Source organism: Methylorubrum aminovorans (assembly GCF_022179725.1).
Lineage (GTDB): Bacteria > Pseudomonadota > Alphaproteobacteria > Rhizobiales > Beijerinckiaceae > Methylobacterium > Methylobacterium aminovorans.
Genome location: NZ_BPRC01000001.1, coordinates 1,000,295 through 1,015,957 on the forward strand (window position 1 = coordinate 1,000,295; position 15,663 = coordinate 1,015,957).

Genomic DNA, 15,663 nt, shown 5'->3' on the forward strand with positions numbered 1-15,663 from the left:
TTGCGCTACATGGCGCTTCCAGCCGGCAGATGCAGGACCCCCTATGCCTGGAAGCTCGACTTACGGAAAATTTCCTCTGGTTGCTTCGATTGCGGCCTTGTCGAAGGAGCGCCCCGTCAGGCAAATTTTGGATGTCGGGCCAGGCGTTGGAACCTATCACGACCTCATCAAGCCGTTCATTCCTGGCGCGGAATTCACAGCTCTTGAGATTTGGGGACCGTATGTCACCGAATATAAGCTCAAAGACAAGTACCAGCGTGTAGTGGTTGGTGATGCTCGTTATGTCGATTTTGGTCTATTGCCAAAATTAGATCTCGCAATCTTCGGCGACATACTTGAGCATATGACTTTCGCCGAAGGCACTGCGCTTCTAAATCGTCTGCTTGATCACTGCGATGTCATCGTGACTTCCGTTCCTACGCATCACGCCCCTCAGGCGGAGCACTACGGGAACCCGTGGGAAACTCACGTTGAGGAGGATTATACGGAGGCGGACATGCGAGCTAATTTCCCGCATCTCGTAGATTATATTCAGGATGGTTATATCGGCGTCGCGTTTATCTCGCGCAATCCAGACACTGCTGCCGCGGTGAGGCGCGCTGTGTCCGTTGGCCGATATATCGCAAAGAAGGATGTTGCAGAAAAGGGCGAAGTAGAAGACTTTAATTATACTGTGCTGACAGATCGTCTCGCCTCGGCACTGAAGTAAAAATTTATAGCCATAAATAATAACGCGTTGTCAGCAAGAGAGCCGCCTTCGGGCGGCTTTTTGCATTCTGCCCCATAGGTTAGAGCAAAAAATACGGGCTGGATGGGCGGCAGATGAACGCGCCCTGATTGCGCAGCGCCAGCCCGAGCCGCCTTCCTGACAATCTGGAGAACACGAATGGCCGCCGTCCTCGACGCGGGCGCTTTCGCACGCTTGGATCGCAAGAAATTCTTCGACGCGATCCGCCCGCTGTTCGGTGGCCTGTCCCAGCCGCAAGTCGATGGGATCAATCGGCTGATCGACGGCTTCCTCGCCTACGCTCTCATCCTCGACCGGCGCCACCTCGCTTACATGCTCGCAACGAGCTTCCACGAGACCGGCCGGCGCATGGAACCGGTACGGGAGGGGTTCGCGACCTCGGACGCAGCGGCTCGCCGGGCAGTGGCCTCCCTGTACGCACAGGGCAAGATCAGCCGGAACTATGCCCTGCCTAACGCCCGCGGCCTTTCGTTCTATGGTCGTGGCGACGTGCAGCTAACCTTTGAGGCAAACTATGCCGCGATGGGTAAGCTGCTCGGCATCGATCTCGCCGGCAATCCCGATCTCGCACTTGATCCTGCCATCTCGGCTCGCATCCTCATCGAGGGCGTGACCCGTGGCGCCTCGCTCAAGGGCGACTTCACAGGAAAGGCGCTGGAAGACTACATCGCGGGCGACCGCTGCGATTACGTTGGCGCCCGCCGCACAGTGAACGGCACCGACAAGGCGGCGCTGATCGCCGGCTATGCCGGGCGGTTCGAAGGGGCGTTGGTCACGGGCGGAATGCCCCTCATCGCGGCTCGGATGCCCGAAGCGCTTGGCAAGCCTCCGACTGTTCCTGTCGCCGATGTGCCGTTTCAGACGGGCGTCCTCGGCGGGTGGCTGTCCTCGCTGTTCCGTTGGGCTTCGTGATGGGCTGGGCCGCCCTCGTCCTCTTCGCCATCGGCTGCGCGCTGCTCTGGATGGCGTGGGTGTCATTCAGGTGAGGCAGTCCGTGCATTTTTTGCACACACTCGACACCCCACCAAGCCATTGATTTCGCTTCGGAACGGGTAAACCCGCTTCGCTTTCGACACCGCCCGCGCTGGCCGGTTGCCGCGCACCTCCAGAACGAGACACCGACATGCCCGACCAGTTGCCGCCGATCACCGTTGCCACGCCGGCACCGGCCGCGACGGTCACAACGACCATCGTCAAGCGCCGGCCGTTCAAGATCGTGCTGCTGAACGCCATCAACGGTGTTGCCACGACGATCCTAGCCGTGCTCGCATACCTCCAGACGATCAACCTCTCGGGCATCGTCTCGGCCGAGAACGCGCTTTGGTGGATGGTGGCCGTGAACGTCGCCAACATCATCCTGCGGCAGTGGTTCTCGCCCTCTGAGACCGTTCAGACGACGGTGCAGCCCTCGCACGAGGGGCAGTGATGCTCGCGCTGCTGGGCCGCTTCCTCGTCAAGCTGCTTGGCTCCGGTATCGCGGAGCCGGTGCTGGCCTACTTCAGGCAGCGTGACGCCAGCGGAAGAGACATCGCCGTCGCCGGCATCGAGGCCGACAAGCAACGGGATCTCGCGACCCTGCAAAGCGTCGTGGAGGCGAACAAACTGAAGGTGGCATCGCAGGCCGCCTACCCCTGGATCGTTTACCTGATCGCCATACCGCCGGCTCTGCATGCGGCCGGCGTCTACCTCGACAGCTTGCCGTTCTGGACGCCGTGGGGCTCTCATGTCATCGGCTCATGGGGCGTGCCGGCCCCGCCGCCGCCCTACGATGATTGGCAGGGCAAGATCCTGCTCTCGTTTTTCGTGGTCGCCCCTGTGGTGCAGGCCATCCGAACCGGCGCGGCAGCAGTCGCCCGCCGCTAACCCTCTTCTCCCGAAGCAGGCGGGGCCAGCCGCGAAGCTTGGACGCCAAGCGGCCAGCCCCTGACCACCACGCCAACTGAGGGCGCAATGGCTGAACGATTGATCCCGCATCGATGCTCCGACTCGCAAGTGCTGATCCGCCACACACGAGCGGGAGGCGCTGGGAGCCGACGCCTGCAGATGGCGCGGCGCTAATCGTGCTCCTCGTCACGGAAGCGCAGGCGCAGACCGCAGAGGCCATCAAAGCCGCAGGGCAAGCCGCTGACTCTCTGATGCAATATCAGGCGGTCGGCGCGTTCTGCGTCCTCCTGGCGATCGCGCTCGGCGTGGTCTTCTGGCGGAACATGAAGCTTCAGGACCAGAACGCCGAGCTTAAGGTCCAGATCGCCACCATCGCGGCCAACAGCACGTCAGCCATCGCGAGCTACGCCAGCGCCCTTGATCGGATGCAGGCCGCCCAAGCGACGGCAGCCGAAACGATGCGCGAGCAAGGCGCAGAGACAGCCAAGGAAATCTCAGAGCTTCGGCACTCGACCAACAACCACAAGGCGGCGGTTAACGCTGTGATGGAGCTTCTGGCTAAGCGTCAGGGGGCGGCATGATCGGGAGACGGCTCATGTCGTGGTTATGGCCCCAGCGCACTGAGGTTTCTCCGGAGCGCCTGAACGCCATCCTAGCCGAGAATTCGGCCATCAGCAGCCGGGTCGAAGCCTCTGCGGAAGAGATCAAAGAGCGCTCCGACGCCGAGCGGCAGGCGTTGGTGGCTACGATTGCGGACACACGCAGGCGTCGGGCGGCGCGGGAAAACCGTCTTCGTGAGAAGGCGATGCGAGATCCCAGCCTCGCGGCAGTGAACGACGTGATCCGGATTTTGGAGGGGCACTAGAGTGACGTTCGCCGCTCGTTTTAAGCGTAGCCTCACCATCTGGATCGGCTTTGGGTGCGCGGGCCTCTATTGGGCTGTCGCTCCGTTCCTGCCGACCAACGTGCAGACCGAATGGCTGCGCGTGTTCATGATCGTGCTAGGGTTCGCCATTGTCGCTTCGTGCGTGAAGGCGATCCGAAGCCTCACCCTCGCGGATCAGCCCGTCTCGGCGCAGCAATACATCCTCGGCACGTTCTTCCGCGAACTCGGCTTGCTCGGCAGCGCAATGTGGCTGCTCGTCTGGCGCGGCGCGGGGTTCCCGCCCTGGATGGTTGTGTCAAATATTAACGCGTTTTGTCTTTGGCTTGTGGTCCTCGGCCAAGCATTCGTGCTGATGGCCCCAAGGGATCAGGAGCGTACACCGCCCGCAGTGCGATGGCCTCAACTGGCCGCCCTTGTCGGCATTTCTGTCGTGTTGGGCTACCTTCTACTGGTGCTTAGACCAGACTTTCGGCTCGTCGCCTCATGGCTGCAAACCTGCTTGCCCGTAAACTAGTTAGCGCTTTCTAGCCTCGCCAGAACCATTAAGGCGCGCCCGTGCCAGCACTCCAGCCCGCGCCTCGGACGAGAAGCGCTCTGCCTGCGTAAGCGGGGCCGTCTCAACGGCATCTGCAACCGTCCACCCCTGCTTTCTAATGCGGGAAATGGCGGTGGCGTAGCCGACCACGCCGCCGGCCATCTGAACGGCATCCTCAATCGAGACTTCTCGGCCACGGTACGTGACGACGACGTTGCCGCGCTTGTTGTTCATGTTCTGCTTTTTGGAAACCCATCGGCAATTCCCCGGCTCGATGGCGCGGGCCTTCTCGTAGCGCTCACTCACAGCGTGAACCTCTCTTGATCGCAGTCGAGGCAGGGATTGCCGTCGCCGTCATCCCGAGCCGTGCGGCAGAACTCTGCGCACTCCTGCGGGTTGGCCGGGCCATCCGCCAGCAGTCGCATCAGGCGAGCGTTCTCGGCTTCGACCTCGGCCTTCTCCTCCAAGACGAGGCGATAGAACTCGTCGTGGCGGGCCGCGCTGTTCACCCGATGCCAGACCTGCCAGACCAGCACGTCGGCGGCATCCGTATGCCCGGCCGCGTCTAGCGCCTCAATCACGCCGCGCAGATAGCCCCAATGGGTGGCCGTGTGCTTGTTGACCTTCGTCTTGCGATCAAAGGCGCCGAGCTTCTGAAGCGTGTTGTTCGTCGGGTGCTCTGTGACGCCATCCATCACGGCCAGGAGACGACGGGCGCCGTCCTCGCCCAGCGAGTTTGAGAAGCCGCAAACTAGCGGCTCCTCCACGCGGCACATCTGATCTGACAGCCACGCGGTGACGGCTTTGACTTCGGCGGAAAGGGCCATCCCTCTCTCCCTTCTCTCTGTGGCAGGCTAGGCGGCGGGGTCAGGCCGAGACGCCATCTCGTTGATCGCCGCAACGAGCCGATCAGCGTAGGCGGCATCGTAAAATGTCGTTGCCGCAAGGATGCGCCCAGGGCGGCTAGTCACTCCTAGCCGGACGATGACAGAGCCGTTCGGTTGCTTGCGTATGGTAGCAATGAGCTTCCCGGCATCGCACGGATTGTAGCTCGCCTCGGTCATTTGGAGCCTCCAGCATGACGGGCCGATGAGAGCACCCACATGGCGCCAAAACCGAACCCAAGAGACAGCATGAGCGGCGCCACGGGGTGAACGAGCGCCGCCCACAGCGAGATGAAGCAGCCGAAGCCCGTGCCGCAGAGGAGCAGTGCCAGCTTCATGACTGGCTCCGGCCCGCGCAGTGCTTCTCCCACCAGAGCCGAGCCATCTCTTCGCGAATGCGGCGCATCTCCCGCGCGGCTCGGGGCTTCCCGAGCAGCTTGTCAGTCAGCCAGTCGTACTGACCGGGGCCGGTCTTCATCACCACGGCCCAGTAGAGCGCCTTGCGGTTTTCGCAGCGGTTGCCAGCCTCATCAAGCGGGACAAGGTGTGGCTCAAAATTAGGGGTGGTGATGCCAACCATCGCCTCCTCCTCAGGCCGCCAGCCGAAAGGAAGAGAGCCGCTGAAGCTCGGCCCAGATGCCGTCCTTGACGCGCTGGGTGACGCGGTAGCCGCTCTCGCGCACCGCCTGCTGAGCAGCATCGTAGCAGGCCAGGGCGTTGCGGGCGCAGACGTTCTTGGCAGCATCGGAAATGGCGCCCTCGAAAACCGCGTCGCGGGCAAAGAGGATGATGTCGCGGTCGGTGAGGGCCATAGGGTGTCTCCGTCGTTCGATATGGACATAATAACCGCCATACGCTATGTGTCAATAAGCGCCATACGAAAAAGAGGCTCCCTTGCGACAAATTCCGCCATACGATAGCGAGCGGACAATGGGACGCCCTCCGCTCAAGCCGAAAGACCCGACCGTGAAGACGACGATCCGTCTGACGGAGAGCCTGTTGCGCCGGGTTCGGATCGTGTTCCCTGACGGCGAGATGTCGGACTTCCTCAGGAAGTGCCTTGAGGCCGAGGTTGAGCGCCGAGAAGCCTCTGCGGCTCGTTCTTCCAAGCCCTCCCCCTAACCTCAGGGGATGCATGAGATTAGGGCGTCCCCTTCGGGCCGGGCTGGCGCCCTACGGGTTCAGCCGCTTCGCGTCTTCACGCTTCGCGCGCTCATCCCTGACGCTCACGGCTCGCCCTCCGATTTCCCTTCAGCCGCAAGCGGAGAGGGGGAAGCCCTATGGACGTTCAGCCGTCCAAGCAGCCCGACGCGCTCAGTGTCGAGCGCCGCCCATGCCTCGACAGCAGCCTTCGATAGCGTGCCGACGTGAACGCGCTTGTTGCCTCCGAGCGGCGGGATCGTCGCGTAGACATCGTGGAGATGTCCTGGCGTCTCGCCCGGCTCGGCATGGTAGCCATTGCAGAGGTGGATGCGCTTAGACATTGCTCGCCCTCGCATTAAGCTGCCGCTGCTTCTCTTCCTCGATCCGCAGCACTTCGTCGTAGAGGCCAAGCATCAGGTTGTCGGCCCATGGGTTGTTCAGCGGCGGTCGCTTGCGGCGGTCCCACCACGTCTCGCGGTTGGCCTCGTACCAATGCCGCAGGTACTCGGCGGCTGCGTCGCCATCAGCGGTGGGCTCGCCGCAGAAGTGCATGTCGGAAGTCGGGACGCCCTCGCTCATCTCCCATCCCCTTCCCGAGAGAGGGCGGGGTCTTGGGCGGCGAGTTCTTGCGCGGCGGCTGCCGGGTTGAATATGCCGTGGATGATGCCCGCGGCCACTCCGTACGCCTGACTATGGCCGGCGTGGTACTGAGCCATCAGGTAGTCACCCTTGTGCCGGAAGCCCTCCATCTTCTCGTGGTGCTCCTCGAACATCTCGCGAAGCAGCTTGTCCACGCAGGCCAAGTTTGCGGCAGTGCCGGTCTTCTCACCCATCGCTCAAGCTCCTTCACTGCGGGGTGGGGAGGGGGAGGGGCCAACGGCATGGTCAGCCAGCGCCTCAAGCTCTTCCCGGCTCATCTCGGGATGCTCGATCCCCATCTCGCCGATGATCCATGATCGACGCTGCGCGTGACGCTCGGCCGGCGTCATGACGTGGTTGCGGGCTCGTTCGAGGGCGGCGAGCAACTTCGGATCGGTGGCGGGGAGAACCATCCTCACGCTCCCTCTGCACGAGAAGGAGTGGAGGCGGGTTCCTTCGGCGGGAGATCACGGAATGCCTGGTAGGCATACAGCACGCCGTACAGCCGATGGTACGCCTTGATCAGGCCCGGCGTTTTCTCGTCCTGCGAAAGCAGTTGCTCAGGCAGGAGGTCGAGGTCGTACAGCAGCGACTTCAGCGCCGGATCGTCGTTGATCAGCCTCCGTGCCGTCGCGGACAGGTTCAGGTCTTCGGACCATCCATCGCTCATGGCTCAGGCTCCTTCACTGCGGGGTAGGGGGCGCTCAACACAGTTGCTCTCACGCGCCAAATTCTCGGCGTCCCACGTCCCAAGGTCGCCGCAGACGGGGCACGCCTCTTCCGGCTTCAAGTCGGCGCCAGGGAAGGGGCACGTCCGGTTGCCTCGCCGGACAAATTCACCTTTGAGGCGGGCTTCCTCGGCGCGGAGGCGCTTGATCTCTGCCACTGCCTGTCGGACGGCTTCCGCGCCACTCGGACTGCTGTCGGTGTCCAGCACGCGGGCGAGGCCGCGCAACTCCATGATCAGGACATCGTCTTCCATCCTCACCCCCCCTCGGTTCGGAAACAGGCGGGGGTGGGGGTGGCCTTGTTCGCGGCCGGCATGCTGGCGTCATTGATTTCATAGTAGCCCCAGCCCATGCGATGCCAGAGGTCCCAGAACCATGCTTCGGTCTCGGCAACAGAGCCCTCAACCGAACGCTCCACGTTCGCGCAGCCGCCCCAATCTTCGTCGGACATTTGGAATTGGACGTTTGCGCTGGCCGAGCGCCGCCCGCCTTGGTGCATCGTGAAGTCGTAGAGATCGACGTTCAAGAAGTAGCGGGTGCCGCGAGCATCACGAACGCGCTTCTGCACCGACCCAACGTACATGCGCCGATCGTCGGGCACATGCTCTTCGCCACGAGCCTTGAAGCTGTCGTGATAGGGCTTGTAGCCGGCGGCTAGGAACTCATCGCGCCATGCTGGCGCGGGCTTTTCAGAAGTTTCCAAACCACTCGCGGCATCTTCGGCAAACTGCCCCTTCGGGAGCGCGCCGCTGGAAACCGCAGCCATTGTTTTTTCCGCGCTATTTCCGCTGCCGAAATTACTTTTAATCTGTAGGTCCTGGGTTCGAGTCCCAGCGCGCTCACCACAGATCTCGCCCGCCCGTTCAACGACTTGGCGGGTTTTTCTATGCCCGAAACGGGCAGCGTCGGGACTGCAACACGGGCAGCTCATGTCCGACTTCGATCGGAAGCACCGAAAGCCGTATCCGATCTAATTGCTTATGGCCGGATACGGCCCTAAATCTCTGTTTTGTCGTGCTTTCTTCGACGAGCCGGCATCCACTTCATCGGAAGGCGCTCTAAAGGCCGCTCTCCACGTGTTGGTCATGAGGGCGCGAGAGCCACGGGGTGGAAGGCGTGAGATTAAGTCTCGAAGCCCGTCAGTTCCCACCTGCTTGATCGACGAGTGCCATAACCCACACGCATCAATCAGCCAGCCTCGCTGATCCTGGCAACCGTGCTACGGTCTCGCCATGCCACGCTTCTCAGTCTTCTTCTGCGCCTCTGCCGCCCTGCTCACGGCCTATCTCGGCTGGTCGTATGCCCACGCCGATGAGGTGGACGTCGCCAGGATTCCGGCCGTGGAGTGGCAGGCCCGATGAACGCTGTCGGCTGACAGCTTTCAGGCCGTAACAACGCCTCAAGATGGCGTCGACCTCATCGCGGCTGAGGGTGTTGCCGATTGCGTTGCCGATGATGACCTCCTCGCGCGGCCCGCGGGGCCCGTTGCTCCACCCGCATTCAGGGTTGCTGCCGGATGCGGCAGCGCCCGCTCCAGCAGCCCCGGTCCGAAGAGCTCGCGAAAACCGAGATGCGGCATGTGGGCGTAGCCGATATGGCAGCGGCACTGCGCCAGCGGGCAGGGGCGCGGTTTCAGGGCGGCGTCAAAATCCGGGTCGTAGAGGTTGCCGATCCGGGCCGGCACCACGTGGCAGCGGCGAACCTCGCCATCGCCATCGACGCTGACCACGCTCTCCCCCGTGGCGCAGGCCCGGCCGCGGCTGCGGATGCCGGTGCGGTTGAGGTCGAACAGGGGATCGACGGCGCGGAGCAGCGCGAGCTCGTCCGGCCCGTAATAGGTCGCCCCCTCGTCGCGGTAGGCGTTGACCCAGAGATAGATCTCGGGCCGGAGCCGCTGCCGGAGCGCGGCGAGCGCATCGAAATGCTCCCGTTTGCCCACGATGCCGACGCTGTAGCTGATGCCGCGCGCGTCGAGCTCGGCGCAGCGCCCGAGGAAGCGGTCGAGCGGCGTCTCGCCCGGATGGAAGGTGCACCAGAAGGCGACGCGCTCGGGGTCGCAGCCATCGAGCCAGCCGGTCGGCCAGGACAGGTTCGTCTGCGCGGCCACGCGCCGGACATGCGGCATCCGGCTCAAGGCGGCCATCGCGCTGCGGTAGGCCGGTCGGATCAGCGCCTCGCCCCAGGGCGTGAACAGGATGCCGAGGCTGCGCTGGGTCTGGCCGCCCGCCCAATCGACGAAGCGGGCGAGTTGCTCCGCGTCGCGCCGCAGGGTTTCGCGGCTGTCCCGACGCTTGGCGAAGGGGCAGTAAGGGCAGGCGTAGTTGCAGCTCGCGAGCGGGCCCCGATAGAGGATGTCGAGTGGGGCGCCTGCCATGGTCAGCGCAACGCGTAGGCGCGCATCCGCTCGCGCACGCCCGCCGTCTGGAGCCAGGGGCCGATCGCGTCGGAGCGTTCGAGGCCCGCTTCGGTCAGGGCGAGGCGGTCGGCGTCGAGGGTGGCCAGCCCCGCCTCCGCGAGATCGGCCAGTTCCGGCAGGTCGTCGAGGAGCGCCGTGCCGAAGCGCGCGGCGTAGGCCTGCCGCTGCAGGCCGGCGGCCTGGAGCAGGTGCATCAGCACGAAGCGGCGGCGCCGATCCTCCGCGTCGAGCCACGCGCCGAAATCGGCCCGGCCATGGCGTCCCGCATCGCGGGCGGTGTAGTCAGCGACGATGGCGGCGACGCCCGGCTGCCCCACGGCATAGGCGGTCGCGTAGTGCAGGGCGGCGGTGTAGGAGCGCGCCCCGGCGCCCAGCCCCACCATGCCGTCGCGGGCGCAATCGTAGGCCGGGCCCCACACGGCCTCCGGCGCCCGGCGGAACATCCGCATCGAGACCTGAGCGTAGCCCGCGTGCCGCAGCCGGTCGCGGGCGGCGCGGTAGATCGCGAGGCGGCGGGCGTCCCAGGCGCGGTCGTCCTCGGCGGCGCCTCCGCGCCGGCCGAGCCCGGTCAGCGGCCGGACGTAGAGGGGATAGAGGAAGAGTTCTTCGGGCTTCCAGGCGAGCGCCGCCTCGACGGAGTCGAGGAAGCTTTCGGGAGTCTGCCCGGTCGCGCCGTAGATCAGGTCGATGTTGAGGACCGGGAAGCCGGCCCCGCGGATCGCGCCGAGCGCCGCCTCGACGCTGCCCCGGCTTTGCGGCCGGCCCATCGCCCGCGCCTCGTCGTCGCGAAACGACTCGACGCCGATACTGATCCGCTCGACTCCGTGCGCCCACAGGACGGCGAGTCGCTCCGGCGTGGTGGTGCCGGGCGCGGTCTCGACCGAGGCCGGAACCGTCAGGGGCGTGGCGCCGAAGATGTCGCGCAGATCCGCGAGCAGGCGGTCGAGGTCGGCCGGTTCAAGGAAGGTCGGGGTGCCGCCGCCGAGCGCCATGCGGGCCACCCGGAACCGGCCGAGGCTGTCGGCGACCGTCTCGGCCTGGAGCCGAAGGGCGTCGAGATAGGGTGCGACCCGGCCCTCGCCGCGGGTCAGGGTGAACAGGTTGCAGAAGCCGCAGCGCATCGCGCAGAACGGCACGTGCACGTAGAGGAACAGCCCGTCCTTCGGCTCCGCCGCCCAGGCCTCGCGCAGGGGCACCGGGCGCGGCAGCGGCCGATAGGCGGTCTTGTGCGGGTAGGCATATTGGTAGCCGCCATAGACCGGCCCCGCGAGCAGTGCCGCCGCCTTGTTCAAGACAATGCTCATGCCGCCTCCTGGATGAATTCGGCGTAGGGCACGTCCCACACGGTCGGATGCGCAAGGCGGTGGCCGCGATAGCCGTCCTCGCCGAAGGCGGTGCCGTGATCCGCGCACAGGATGCAGAGGGCCGGCCCGCGTGCCCTGAGCGTTGCGAAGAGCGGGGGCAGGGCGCCGTCGGCATAGGCCAGCGCCGCCGCTTGCGTCGCCGCGCTCTCCCGCGCCGCGCCCGGCAGGTAGGCGCGGGTCGGGTGGTGGGTCGCCGAGACGTTGAGGAACAGGAAAAGCCGCCGCTTCGGATCGAGCGCCGCGATCCGTTCCACGGCGAAGCCGACCTGTGCTGCGGTCGAGTCCCGCGCCTGCACGCCGAAGCCGCCGTGCCAGTGGCTCTCGGCGAACAGGTCCGGCAGGACGCGGCCGAGCGGGGTGCGCTTGTTGAAGAAGCCGACGCCGCCGATGCACAGCGTATGGTACCCGCGCGCGAAAAGCCCCGAGACGATGTCGGGCGCGTCGAACACGGCGGTGTCCGGCCCGGTGGTGCGGCTGCCCTCGAAGCGCAATGCGAAGAGGCGCGGATGCGCCCCCGGTTCGGCGGGTGTCGGCAGGAAGCCGGCGAAGATCGCCTGATGCGCGGCATAGGTGAAGCTGCCGGGCGCGTGGCGGCGCTCCCAGGTGCCTCCCGGCAGAAGGCGGGCGAGGTTCGGCGTGCACCCCTCCGCCAACGCGGTCGCGGCCACGTCGTAGCGCAGGGAATCGAGCGTCACGAGCAGGATGTCGTGCGAGCCCACGCATTCGGCGGCGCGGATCATGCGGCGCACTCCACCGGCCAGCGGGCGGCGAGCCAGCCGGGCAGGCGGGCGACCTGCCACGCGTAGGGGTCGAGCCCCTCGTGCCGGACGCGGCGGATCAGATCGCCGAAGGCGTTGGCCTCGAAGAAGACGTGGCGGCGCAAGCCCACCGTCAGCGCCACGTCGAAGGCGACGTGGAAGGTCTGCGGGAACAGCCTCGCGAAGCGGCGGCAATCCGACAGTATTGCTTCCCAAGCGGCGGGCGACGCCAGGGCGCGCAGCGCCTCCGCCTCCGCCCGGCGGCCGCCGAGGTCGAGATTAGTGATCGGGCCGCGGGCCTTGCGCACCACGATATGGGCGGGCTCGCCGCCGACCATGAGCACGCGCAGGTCGCAAGGCTCGCCGTCGAGCGCGGCCTTCGGCACCCACTGCTCCACATGCGCGTCCTGCGCCAGGATCGCGTCGACCAGCGCCACGGCCGCGGGCCCGCGGTAGCGCCGCATCCGGCGGGAATGGTGCAGCACGCCGGCTCCAGCGCCCGGCACATGCTCGGCCGCGGAGTCCGCCACGATCCCGTCGCGCGCAACCGTGAGGGCGGCGATGCCGGCGGCGCCCGAGCCGAAGCGCGGCTTGACGAAGACGCGGGTGAGTCCGGCCGCGCGCATCTCTTCCGCCAGCGCATCGAAGGAGCCGGACGGCGGCAGCGCCCGGGGTACCGGCAGCCCCTGCGCGGCCATGGCGGGGTGGCAGGCCCGCTTGTCGTAGAACAGCGCGACCGTCTCGGCCTCGTGGGTCAGGGCGACACCCGGCGGTACGACCCGGCTTGCGAGCCGGAGCGCCGCCGCGAGCCCGCGCTGGACGGCGTGATCGGGCCGCAGCCGCGTCGCCTCGCCGTGATCCTCGGCGGCGTTCTCGTCGACGAGGCGCAGCAGGGCCTGGCGGATGCGCGGCTCGCCGCCGGGCGAATCGATGCGCAGCAGGCCGCGCCCCTCGGGGAACAGGGCGCCGAGCCGCTCCGGCGCCTCGATGAAACGGGCATAGTCGAGCACCGTCGCGGGCGGGTGCCCGGCCCGGACCAGGGCGGCGCCGAAGCCCTGCGTGCGCTCGTCGCCCGCGATCCCGAGAATGACGCAAGGATCGATCGAGCCGGCGGCGCGGATCATTCCGAGACGGCGATGTTGCGGTAGGTCTCGCCGGCATACTCGTCCGGCTCCTGTTGCTCGGAGAGGTCGACCGCCGGCCCGAGCGCGGCGAGACGGGTCGTCGTCGCCTCGGTGAGGAAGTGGTGGTGCAGGTCGAGCCGCGACAGCCTCGCCACCGCCGGCGCGGCGAGCAGGGCTTCGGCGCCCGCATCCGTCAGGTTGCCCAACGAGAGGTCGAGGGTCGAGACGCGCTCCAGAACCGGGGCGGTGGCGACCGCCGCCGCGAGGTCGTCGGCATAGGCGCAGTTCCGGAGCGCCAGAGTGTTGAGCTTCGGAAAAATTCGGCCGGCGAAGAGGTCGGCGAAATCCTCCGGCGCGCTGTCGCCGCCATACTCGTCGGTGCCGAGCCAGAGTTCGAAATGGCGCAGCTCCGGCGCCCCGGCGGCCAGCGCCTCCTGCACCACTCGGCGCGGCAGGCCGCCCGATTCGACGATCAATGCGGTCAAGCGCGGCGCCTCGAACCGGCCAAGCGCGAGATCGGTGGCGCCGCGCACCTGCATGTGCTCCAGGTGCGGGAAGGCCGGCCAGAGCGCCGAGAGGTCGCTCTGGTTGATCCAGGAAATCTCGTTCTCCTCCGAGACGATGTCGCCGAGGAAGAGAGCGCGCAGGTTAGGGAAGCGTTCGGCGTAGGAGACCAGGGCCTCCACGACCACTTGCGAGCTTTCCGAGGAATCGTCGCCCTGCCAGTAGCCGATGACGAGGGCGTCGGTGGCGTCCGCGCCGGGCAAAGCCGCGTAATGGCCGAGCATCTCCGGGACGCTGTCCTCGGAATCGTACTCGACACGAAAGCGCGGCACCGCGCGCTCGAAGTCCCACGCCTCCATTCCGTTTTGGAAATCCTCGACCGGCTTGCCGAAGAAGGTCGTCAGGTTCTCGTAGGGCATCGGTTTCCGGCTCCTCGTTGGGCGCCTGCATCGGCGGGCGATGTCGGGGCGAGGTCAGGTCTCGACCAGCGGCGCGTAGTCGGCCGGGTCATCGAAGCCGGCAGTCCAGGCCACAGCCTGGCGGCAGGTTCTCATGCTCGGCGGGACGCGCAGGAAGTAGCGCCGCCCGGTCGAGGGGCAGCCGACCGAGACGCAGACGAGGGGCTCGTCGCCGGCCAGTTCGACGCGCAGCAGCCGGCGCTCGCCGCCTGGGTCGCGGTCCCGGTCGAGCTCTTCCGCCTCGGCCGCTTCCATGAAGGTCTCGAAGCCGAAACGCTCCAGCATCACCCGCCGCCGCTCGGCGTTGCGCTCACTCAGGATCTCCGCAATGCCGAGCTCGTGCGGCCGGAAGGCGATGCGCGCATCCACCGGCACCCCGCGCCAGCGCAGCCCGATCCCGGACAGGTGCGGCGGCAGCGCCGTAAGGCCGGAACCGGCGACGTCGATCCACGAGGTGACGCGGAAGCCCTCCGGCACGCGGTCGATCCGCCTGCAGCCGGCGATGTCGAGCGCGGCGACCGAGCCCCGCGACGGCAGGGCGCCGATCAGGGCGCAATCGCGGATGTTGAGCCGCCCGCCGCGCAAGGAGAGATCGTCGGGCAGCGCCTTCAGCGCCGAGCAGCCTTCGAGGTCGAGGAAGGCCGGCGACAGGCCGGACGGCAGGGTCTCCAGGGCAAGGCAGTCGCGCAGATCGACGATGCCGGCGCGCAAGTTCGCCGGCAGGGTCTTCAGCCGGTGGCAGGCGCGGGCGGAGAGGCGGTAGGTGATCGCGTTGCCGTCGTCGATCCGCGCAATGGCCGAGCCGTCGAGCACGAGTTCCCGGCAAACGATGCCGTGGCCGAGCGTTTCCAGCCGGCTCGCAGGCGCCCGGATGTGGTGGCAGACGAGGCCGTCCGGCAGTGCATGCACCGCCTCGTTGCGCGGCATGTCGAGCTGATCGAGGGGGCCCACCGCGTCGGCGGGGAGCGTATCCTGCGGGCGCAGGACGCGCCGGGCGGTCCTGCCCTTTGCGGGTGTGGCTCTCATCGGCGGCCGTTGCTCCGGCGTCTTCAGTCCTGCACCGTCACGATGCGCTGCGGCGTGTATTCGCGCTGCCGCCAGACCCGGTAGACGCCGCGGTCGAGGGTGATGGTGCCGTGCTCGTCGTGGACGACGCGGGCCCGATCGGCCCGCACGTCCAGGTAGAAGCAGCCGTCCCCGGCGAACAGGGCGGCGGGATCGACGACGCGGTGGCTATGGCCGGTCAGCTCGCCGTGAGCGAGCACGGTGTGCGGCAGAGGCCGGGCCACAGCCTCCTGCGGAACCGCCGGAATCGCGCGGATGAAGATGTCGCCCTGTCGCCACATGCGCGTCTCCGCCCATTCCTCAAGAGCAAATGCCGAATTGAGAGCCGGTCACAGCTCTTTATCCGGCTCATGATCGTGATGCGCGCCCGGAAAGGGCGATACCTCGACAGAGCTGCGCGACGACAATACTCTGACGCCACAAGGCTAGCCCGGCGATCGATTGACGGTCAACCGGTGACAGGCGGACGCGCTGCTTCTCTTGAGCCTGATCCGCCCGACAGCCGGCGCGAAGCCCCACCGGACGGC

At 66.6% G+C, this 15,663-nt stretch carries 26 protein-coding genes; 8 read left to right on the plus strand and 18 right to left on the minus strand.

Going from position 1 to position 15,663, the window contains the following annotated elements; translation table 11 throughout:
• The first annotated feature begins 43 nt into the window (after positions 1–43).
• From MFF24_RS04780 to MFF24_RS04810, 7 genes are all read left to right on the plus strand, one after another.
• The gene (locus tag MFF24_RS04780) at positions 44–709 is read left to right on the plus strand and encodes a class I SAM-dependent methyltransferase (protein ID WP_238222782.1); all 666 of its coding nucleotides are present in this window, start codon (positions 44–46) and stop codon (positions 707–709) included.
• A gap of 177 nt (positions 710–886) precedes the next feature.
• Positions 887–1,660 carry a glycoside hydrolase family 19 protein gene (locus tag MFF24_RS04785; protein WP_238222784.1) on the plus strand — a complete coding sequence of 258 codons (774 nt, stop codon included), beginning with the start codon at positions 887–889 and terminating at the stop codon, positions 1,658–1,660.
• Positions 1,661–1,871: 211 nt separating this feature from the next.
• A complete protein-coding gene (locus MFF24_RS04790; RefSeq protein WP_238222787.1) occupies positions 1,872–2,174 on the plus strand; it encodes a hypothetical protein in 303 nt (100 codons plus the stop codon).
• On the plus strand, positions 2,174–2,611 hold the full coding sequence (locus tag MFF24_RS04795) for a hypothetical protein (protein WP_238222788.1): 438 nt from the start codon (positions 2,174–2,176) through the stop codon (positions 2,609–2,611). The genes MFF24_RS04790 and MFF24_RS04795 overlap by 1 nt, the downstream gene beginning before the upstream one ends.
• 197 nt (positions 2,612–2,808) lie before the next feature.
• On the plus strand, positions 2,809–3,213 hold the full coding sequence (locus tag MFF24_RS04800; RefSeq protein ID WP_238222790.1) for a hypothetical protein: 405 nt from the start codon (positions 2,809–2,811) through the stop codon (positions 3,211–3,213).
• A 14-nt stretch (positions 3,214–3,227) separates the two neighbouring features.
• Positions 3,228–3,497 carry a hypothetical protein gene (locus MFF24_RS04805; RefSeq protein WP_238222793.1) on the plus strand — a complete coding sequence of 90 codons (270 nt, stop codon included), beginning with the start codon at positions 3,228–3,230 and terminating at the stop codon, positions 3,495–3,497.
• Between the two features lies 1 nt (position 3,498).
• Complete coding sequence (locus MFF24_RS04810) at positions 3,499–4,032, plus strand: hypothetical protein (protein WP_238222795.1); 534 nt, start codon at positions 3,499–3,501, stop codon at positions 4,030–4,032.
• Here MFF24_RS04810 and MFF24_RS04815 read toward each other — a convergent pair whose 3' ends face one another.
• The 11 genes from MFF24_RS04815 to MFF24_RS04865 all read right to left on the minus strand — a co-directional run bounded on the left by MFF24_RS04815 (position 4,033) and on the right by MFF24_RS04865 (position 8,213).
• Positions 4,033–4,359: a hypothetical protein gene (locus tag MFF24_RS04815; protein WP_238222796.1), complete on the minus strand. Its 327-nt coding sequence runs from the start codon at positions 4,357–4,359 to the stop codon at positions 4,033–4,035.
• On the minus strand, positions 4,356–4,880 hold the full coding sequence (locus MFF24_RS04820; protein WP_238222797.1) for a hypothetical protein: 525 nt from the start codon (positions 4,878–4,880) through the stop codon (positions 4,356–4,358). Before MFF24_RS04820 ends, MFF24_RS04815 begins: the two co-directional genes overlap by 4 nt.
• Before the next feature lie 233 nt (positions 4,881–5,113).
• A complete protein-coding gene (locus MFF24_RS04825) occupies positions 5,114–5,275 on the minus strand; it encodes a hypothetical protein (RefSeq protein WP_238222799.1) in 162 nt (53 codons plus the stop codon).
• Positions 5,272–5,517: a hypothetical protein gene (locus MFF24_RS04830; RefSeq protein WP_238222800.1), complete on the minus strand. Its 246-nt coding sequence runs from the start codon at positions 5,515–5,517 to the stop codon at positions 5,272–5,274. The genes MFF24_RS04825 and MFF24_RS04830 overlap by 4 nt, the downstream gene beginning before the upstream one ends.
• 10 nt (positions 5,518–5,527) lie before the next feature.
• Positions 5,528–5,749: a hypothetical protein gene (locus tag MFF24_RS04835; protein ID WP_238222802.1), complete on the minus strand. Its 222-nt coding sequence runs from the start codon at positions 5,747–5,749 to the stop codon at positions 5,528–5,530.
• A gap of 414 nt (positions 5,750–6,163) precedes the next feature.
• The gene (locus MFF24_RS04840) at positions 6,164–6,421 is read right to left on the minus strand and encodes a hypothetical protein (protein WP_238222803.1); all 258 of its coding nucleotides are present in this window, start codon (positions 6,419–6,421) and stop codon (positions 6,164–6,166) included.
• Positions 6,414–6,659 (minus strand): hypothetical protein, encoded by a 246-nt coding sequence (locus tag MFF24_RS04845; RefSeq protein ID WP_238222804.1) that lies wholly within the window; start codon positions 6,657–6,659, stop codon positions 6,414–6,416. Before MFF24_RS04845 ends, MFF24_RS04840 begins: the two co-directional genes overlap by 8 nt.
• A complete protein-coding gene (locus tag MFF24_RS04850; protein ID WP_238222807.1) occupies positions 6,656–6,913 on the minus strand; it encodes a hypothetical protein in 258 nt (85 codons plus the stop codon). Before MFF24_RS04850 ends, MFF24_RS04845 begins: the two co-directional genes overlap by 4 nt.
• Positions 6,914–6,916: 3 nt before the next feature.
• Complete coding sequence (locus MFF24_RS04855; protein WP_238222809.1) at positions 6,917–7,132, minus strand: hypothetical protein; 216 nt, start codon at positions 7,130–7,132, stop codon at positions 6,917–6,919.
• A 2-nt stretch (positions 7,133–7,134) separates the two neighbouring features.
• Entirely contained in the window at positions 7,135–7,389 is a 255-nt protein-coding gene (locus MFF24_RS04860) for a hypothetical protein (protein WP_238222810.1), read from the minus strand.
• Positions 7,390–7,703: 314 nt separating this feature from the next.
• Positions 7,704–8,213 carry a hypothetical protein gene (locus tag MFF24_RS04865; protein ID WP_238222811.1) on the minus strand — a complete coding sequence of 170 codons (510 nt, stop codon included), beginning with the start codon at positions 8,211–8,213 and terminating at the stop codon, positions 7,704–7,706.
• 466 nt (positions 8,214–8,679) lie between these two features.
• Here MFF24_RS04865 and MFF24_RS28800 point away from each other — a divergent pair, with 466 nt between their 5' ends.
• The gene (locus MFF24_RS28800) at positions 8,680–8,808 is read left to right on the plus strand and encodes a hypothetical protein (protein ID WP_283214474.1); all 129 of its coding nucleotides are present in this window, start codon (positions 8,680–8,682) and stop codon (positions 8,806–8,808) included.
• Positions 8,809–8,846: 38 nt separating this feature from the next.
• On the opposite strand, the gene MFF24_RS04870 is transcribed toward MFF24_RS28800, so the two are convergent.
• Genes MFF24_RS04870 through MFF24_RS04900 form a run of 7 tightly spaced genes read right to left on the minus strand, consistent with a single transcriptional unit; the run spans position 8,847 to position 15,417 of the window.
• Positions 8,847–9,821, minus strand: coding sequence for an STM4011 family radical SAM protein (locus MFF24_RS04870; RefSeq protein ID WP_238222812.1), 975 nt, complete (start codon positions 9,819–9,821; stop codon positions 8,847–8,849).
• Between the two features lie 2 nt (positions 9,822–9,823).
• Positions 9,824–11,167, minus strand: coding sequence for an STM4012 family radical SAM protein (locus MFF24_RS04875; protein WP_238222813.1), 1,344 nt, complete (start codon positions 11,165–11,167; stop codon positions 9,824–9,826).
• A complete protein-coding gene (locus tag MFF24_RS04880; protein ID WP_238222814.1) occupies positions 11,164–11,967 on the minus strand; it encodes an STM4013/SEN3800 family hydrolase in 804 nt (267 codons plus the stop codon). Before MFF24_RS04880 ends, MFF24_RS04875 begins: the two co-directional genes overlap by 4 nt.
• The gene (locus tag MFF24_RS04885; protein ID WP_238222815.1) at positions 11,964–13,109 is read right to left on the minus strand and encodes an STM4014 family protein; all 1,146 of its coding nucleotides are present in this window, start codon (positions 13,107–13,109) and stop codon (positions 11,964–11,966) included. Before MFF24_RS04885 ends, MFF24_RS04880 begins: the two co-directional genes overlap by 4 nt.
• A complete protein-coding gene (locus MFF24_RS04890; protein WP_238222816.1) occupies positions 13,106–14,032 on the minus strand; it encodes an STM4015 family protein in 927 nt (308 codons plus the stop codon). The genes MFF24_RS04885 and MFF24_RS04890 overlap by 4 nt, the downstream gene beginning before the upstream one ends.
• A 54-nt stretch (positions 14,033–14,086) precedes the next feature.
• On the minus strand, positions 14,087–15,097 hold the full coding sequence (locus tag MFF24_RS04895; protein WP_238222817.1) for a DUF6745 domain-containing protein: 1,011 nt from the start codon (positions 15,095–15,097) through the stop codon (positions 14,087–14,089).
• Positions 15,098–15,120: 23 nt separating this feature from the next.
• Positions 15,121–15,417, minus strand: coding sequence for a DUF8820 family protein (locus tag MFF24_RS04900; RefSeq protein ID WP_238222819.1), 297 nt, complete (start codon positions 15,415–15,417; stop codon positions 15,121–15,123).
• Between the last annotated feature and the right edge of the window lie 246 nt (positions 15,418–15,663).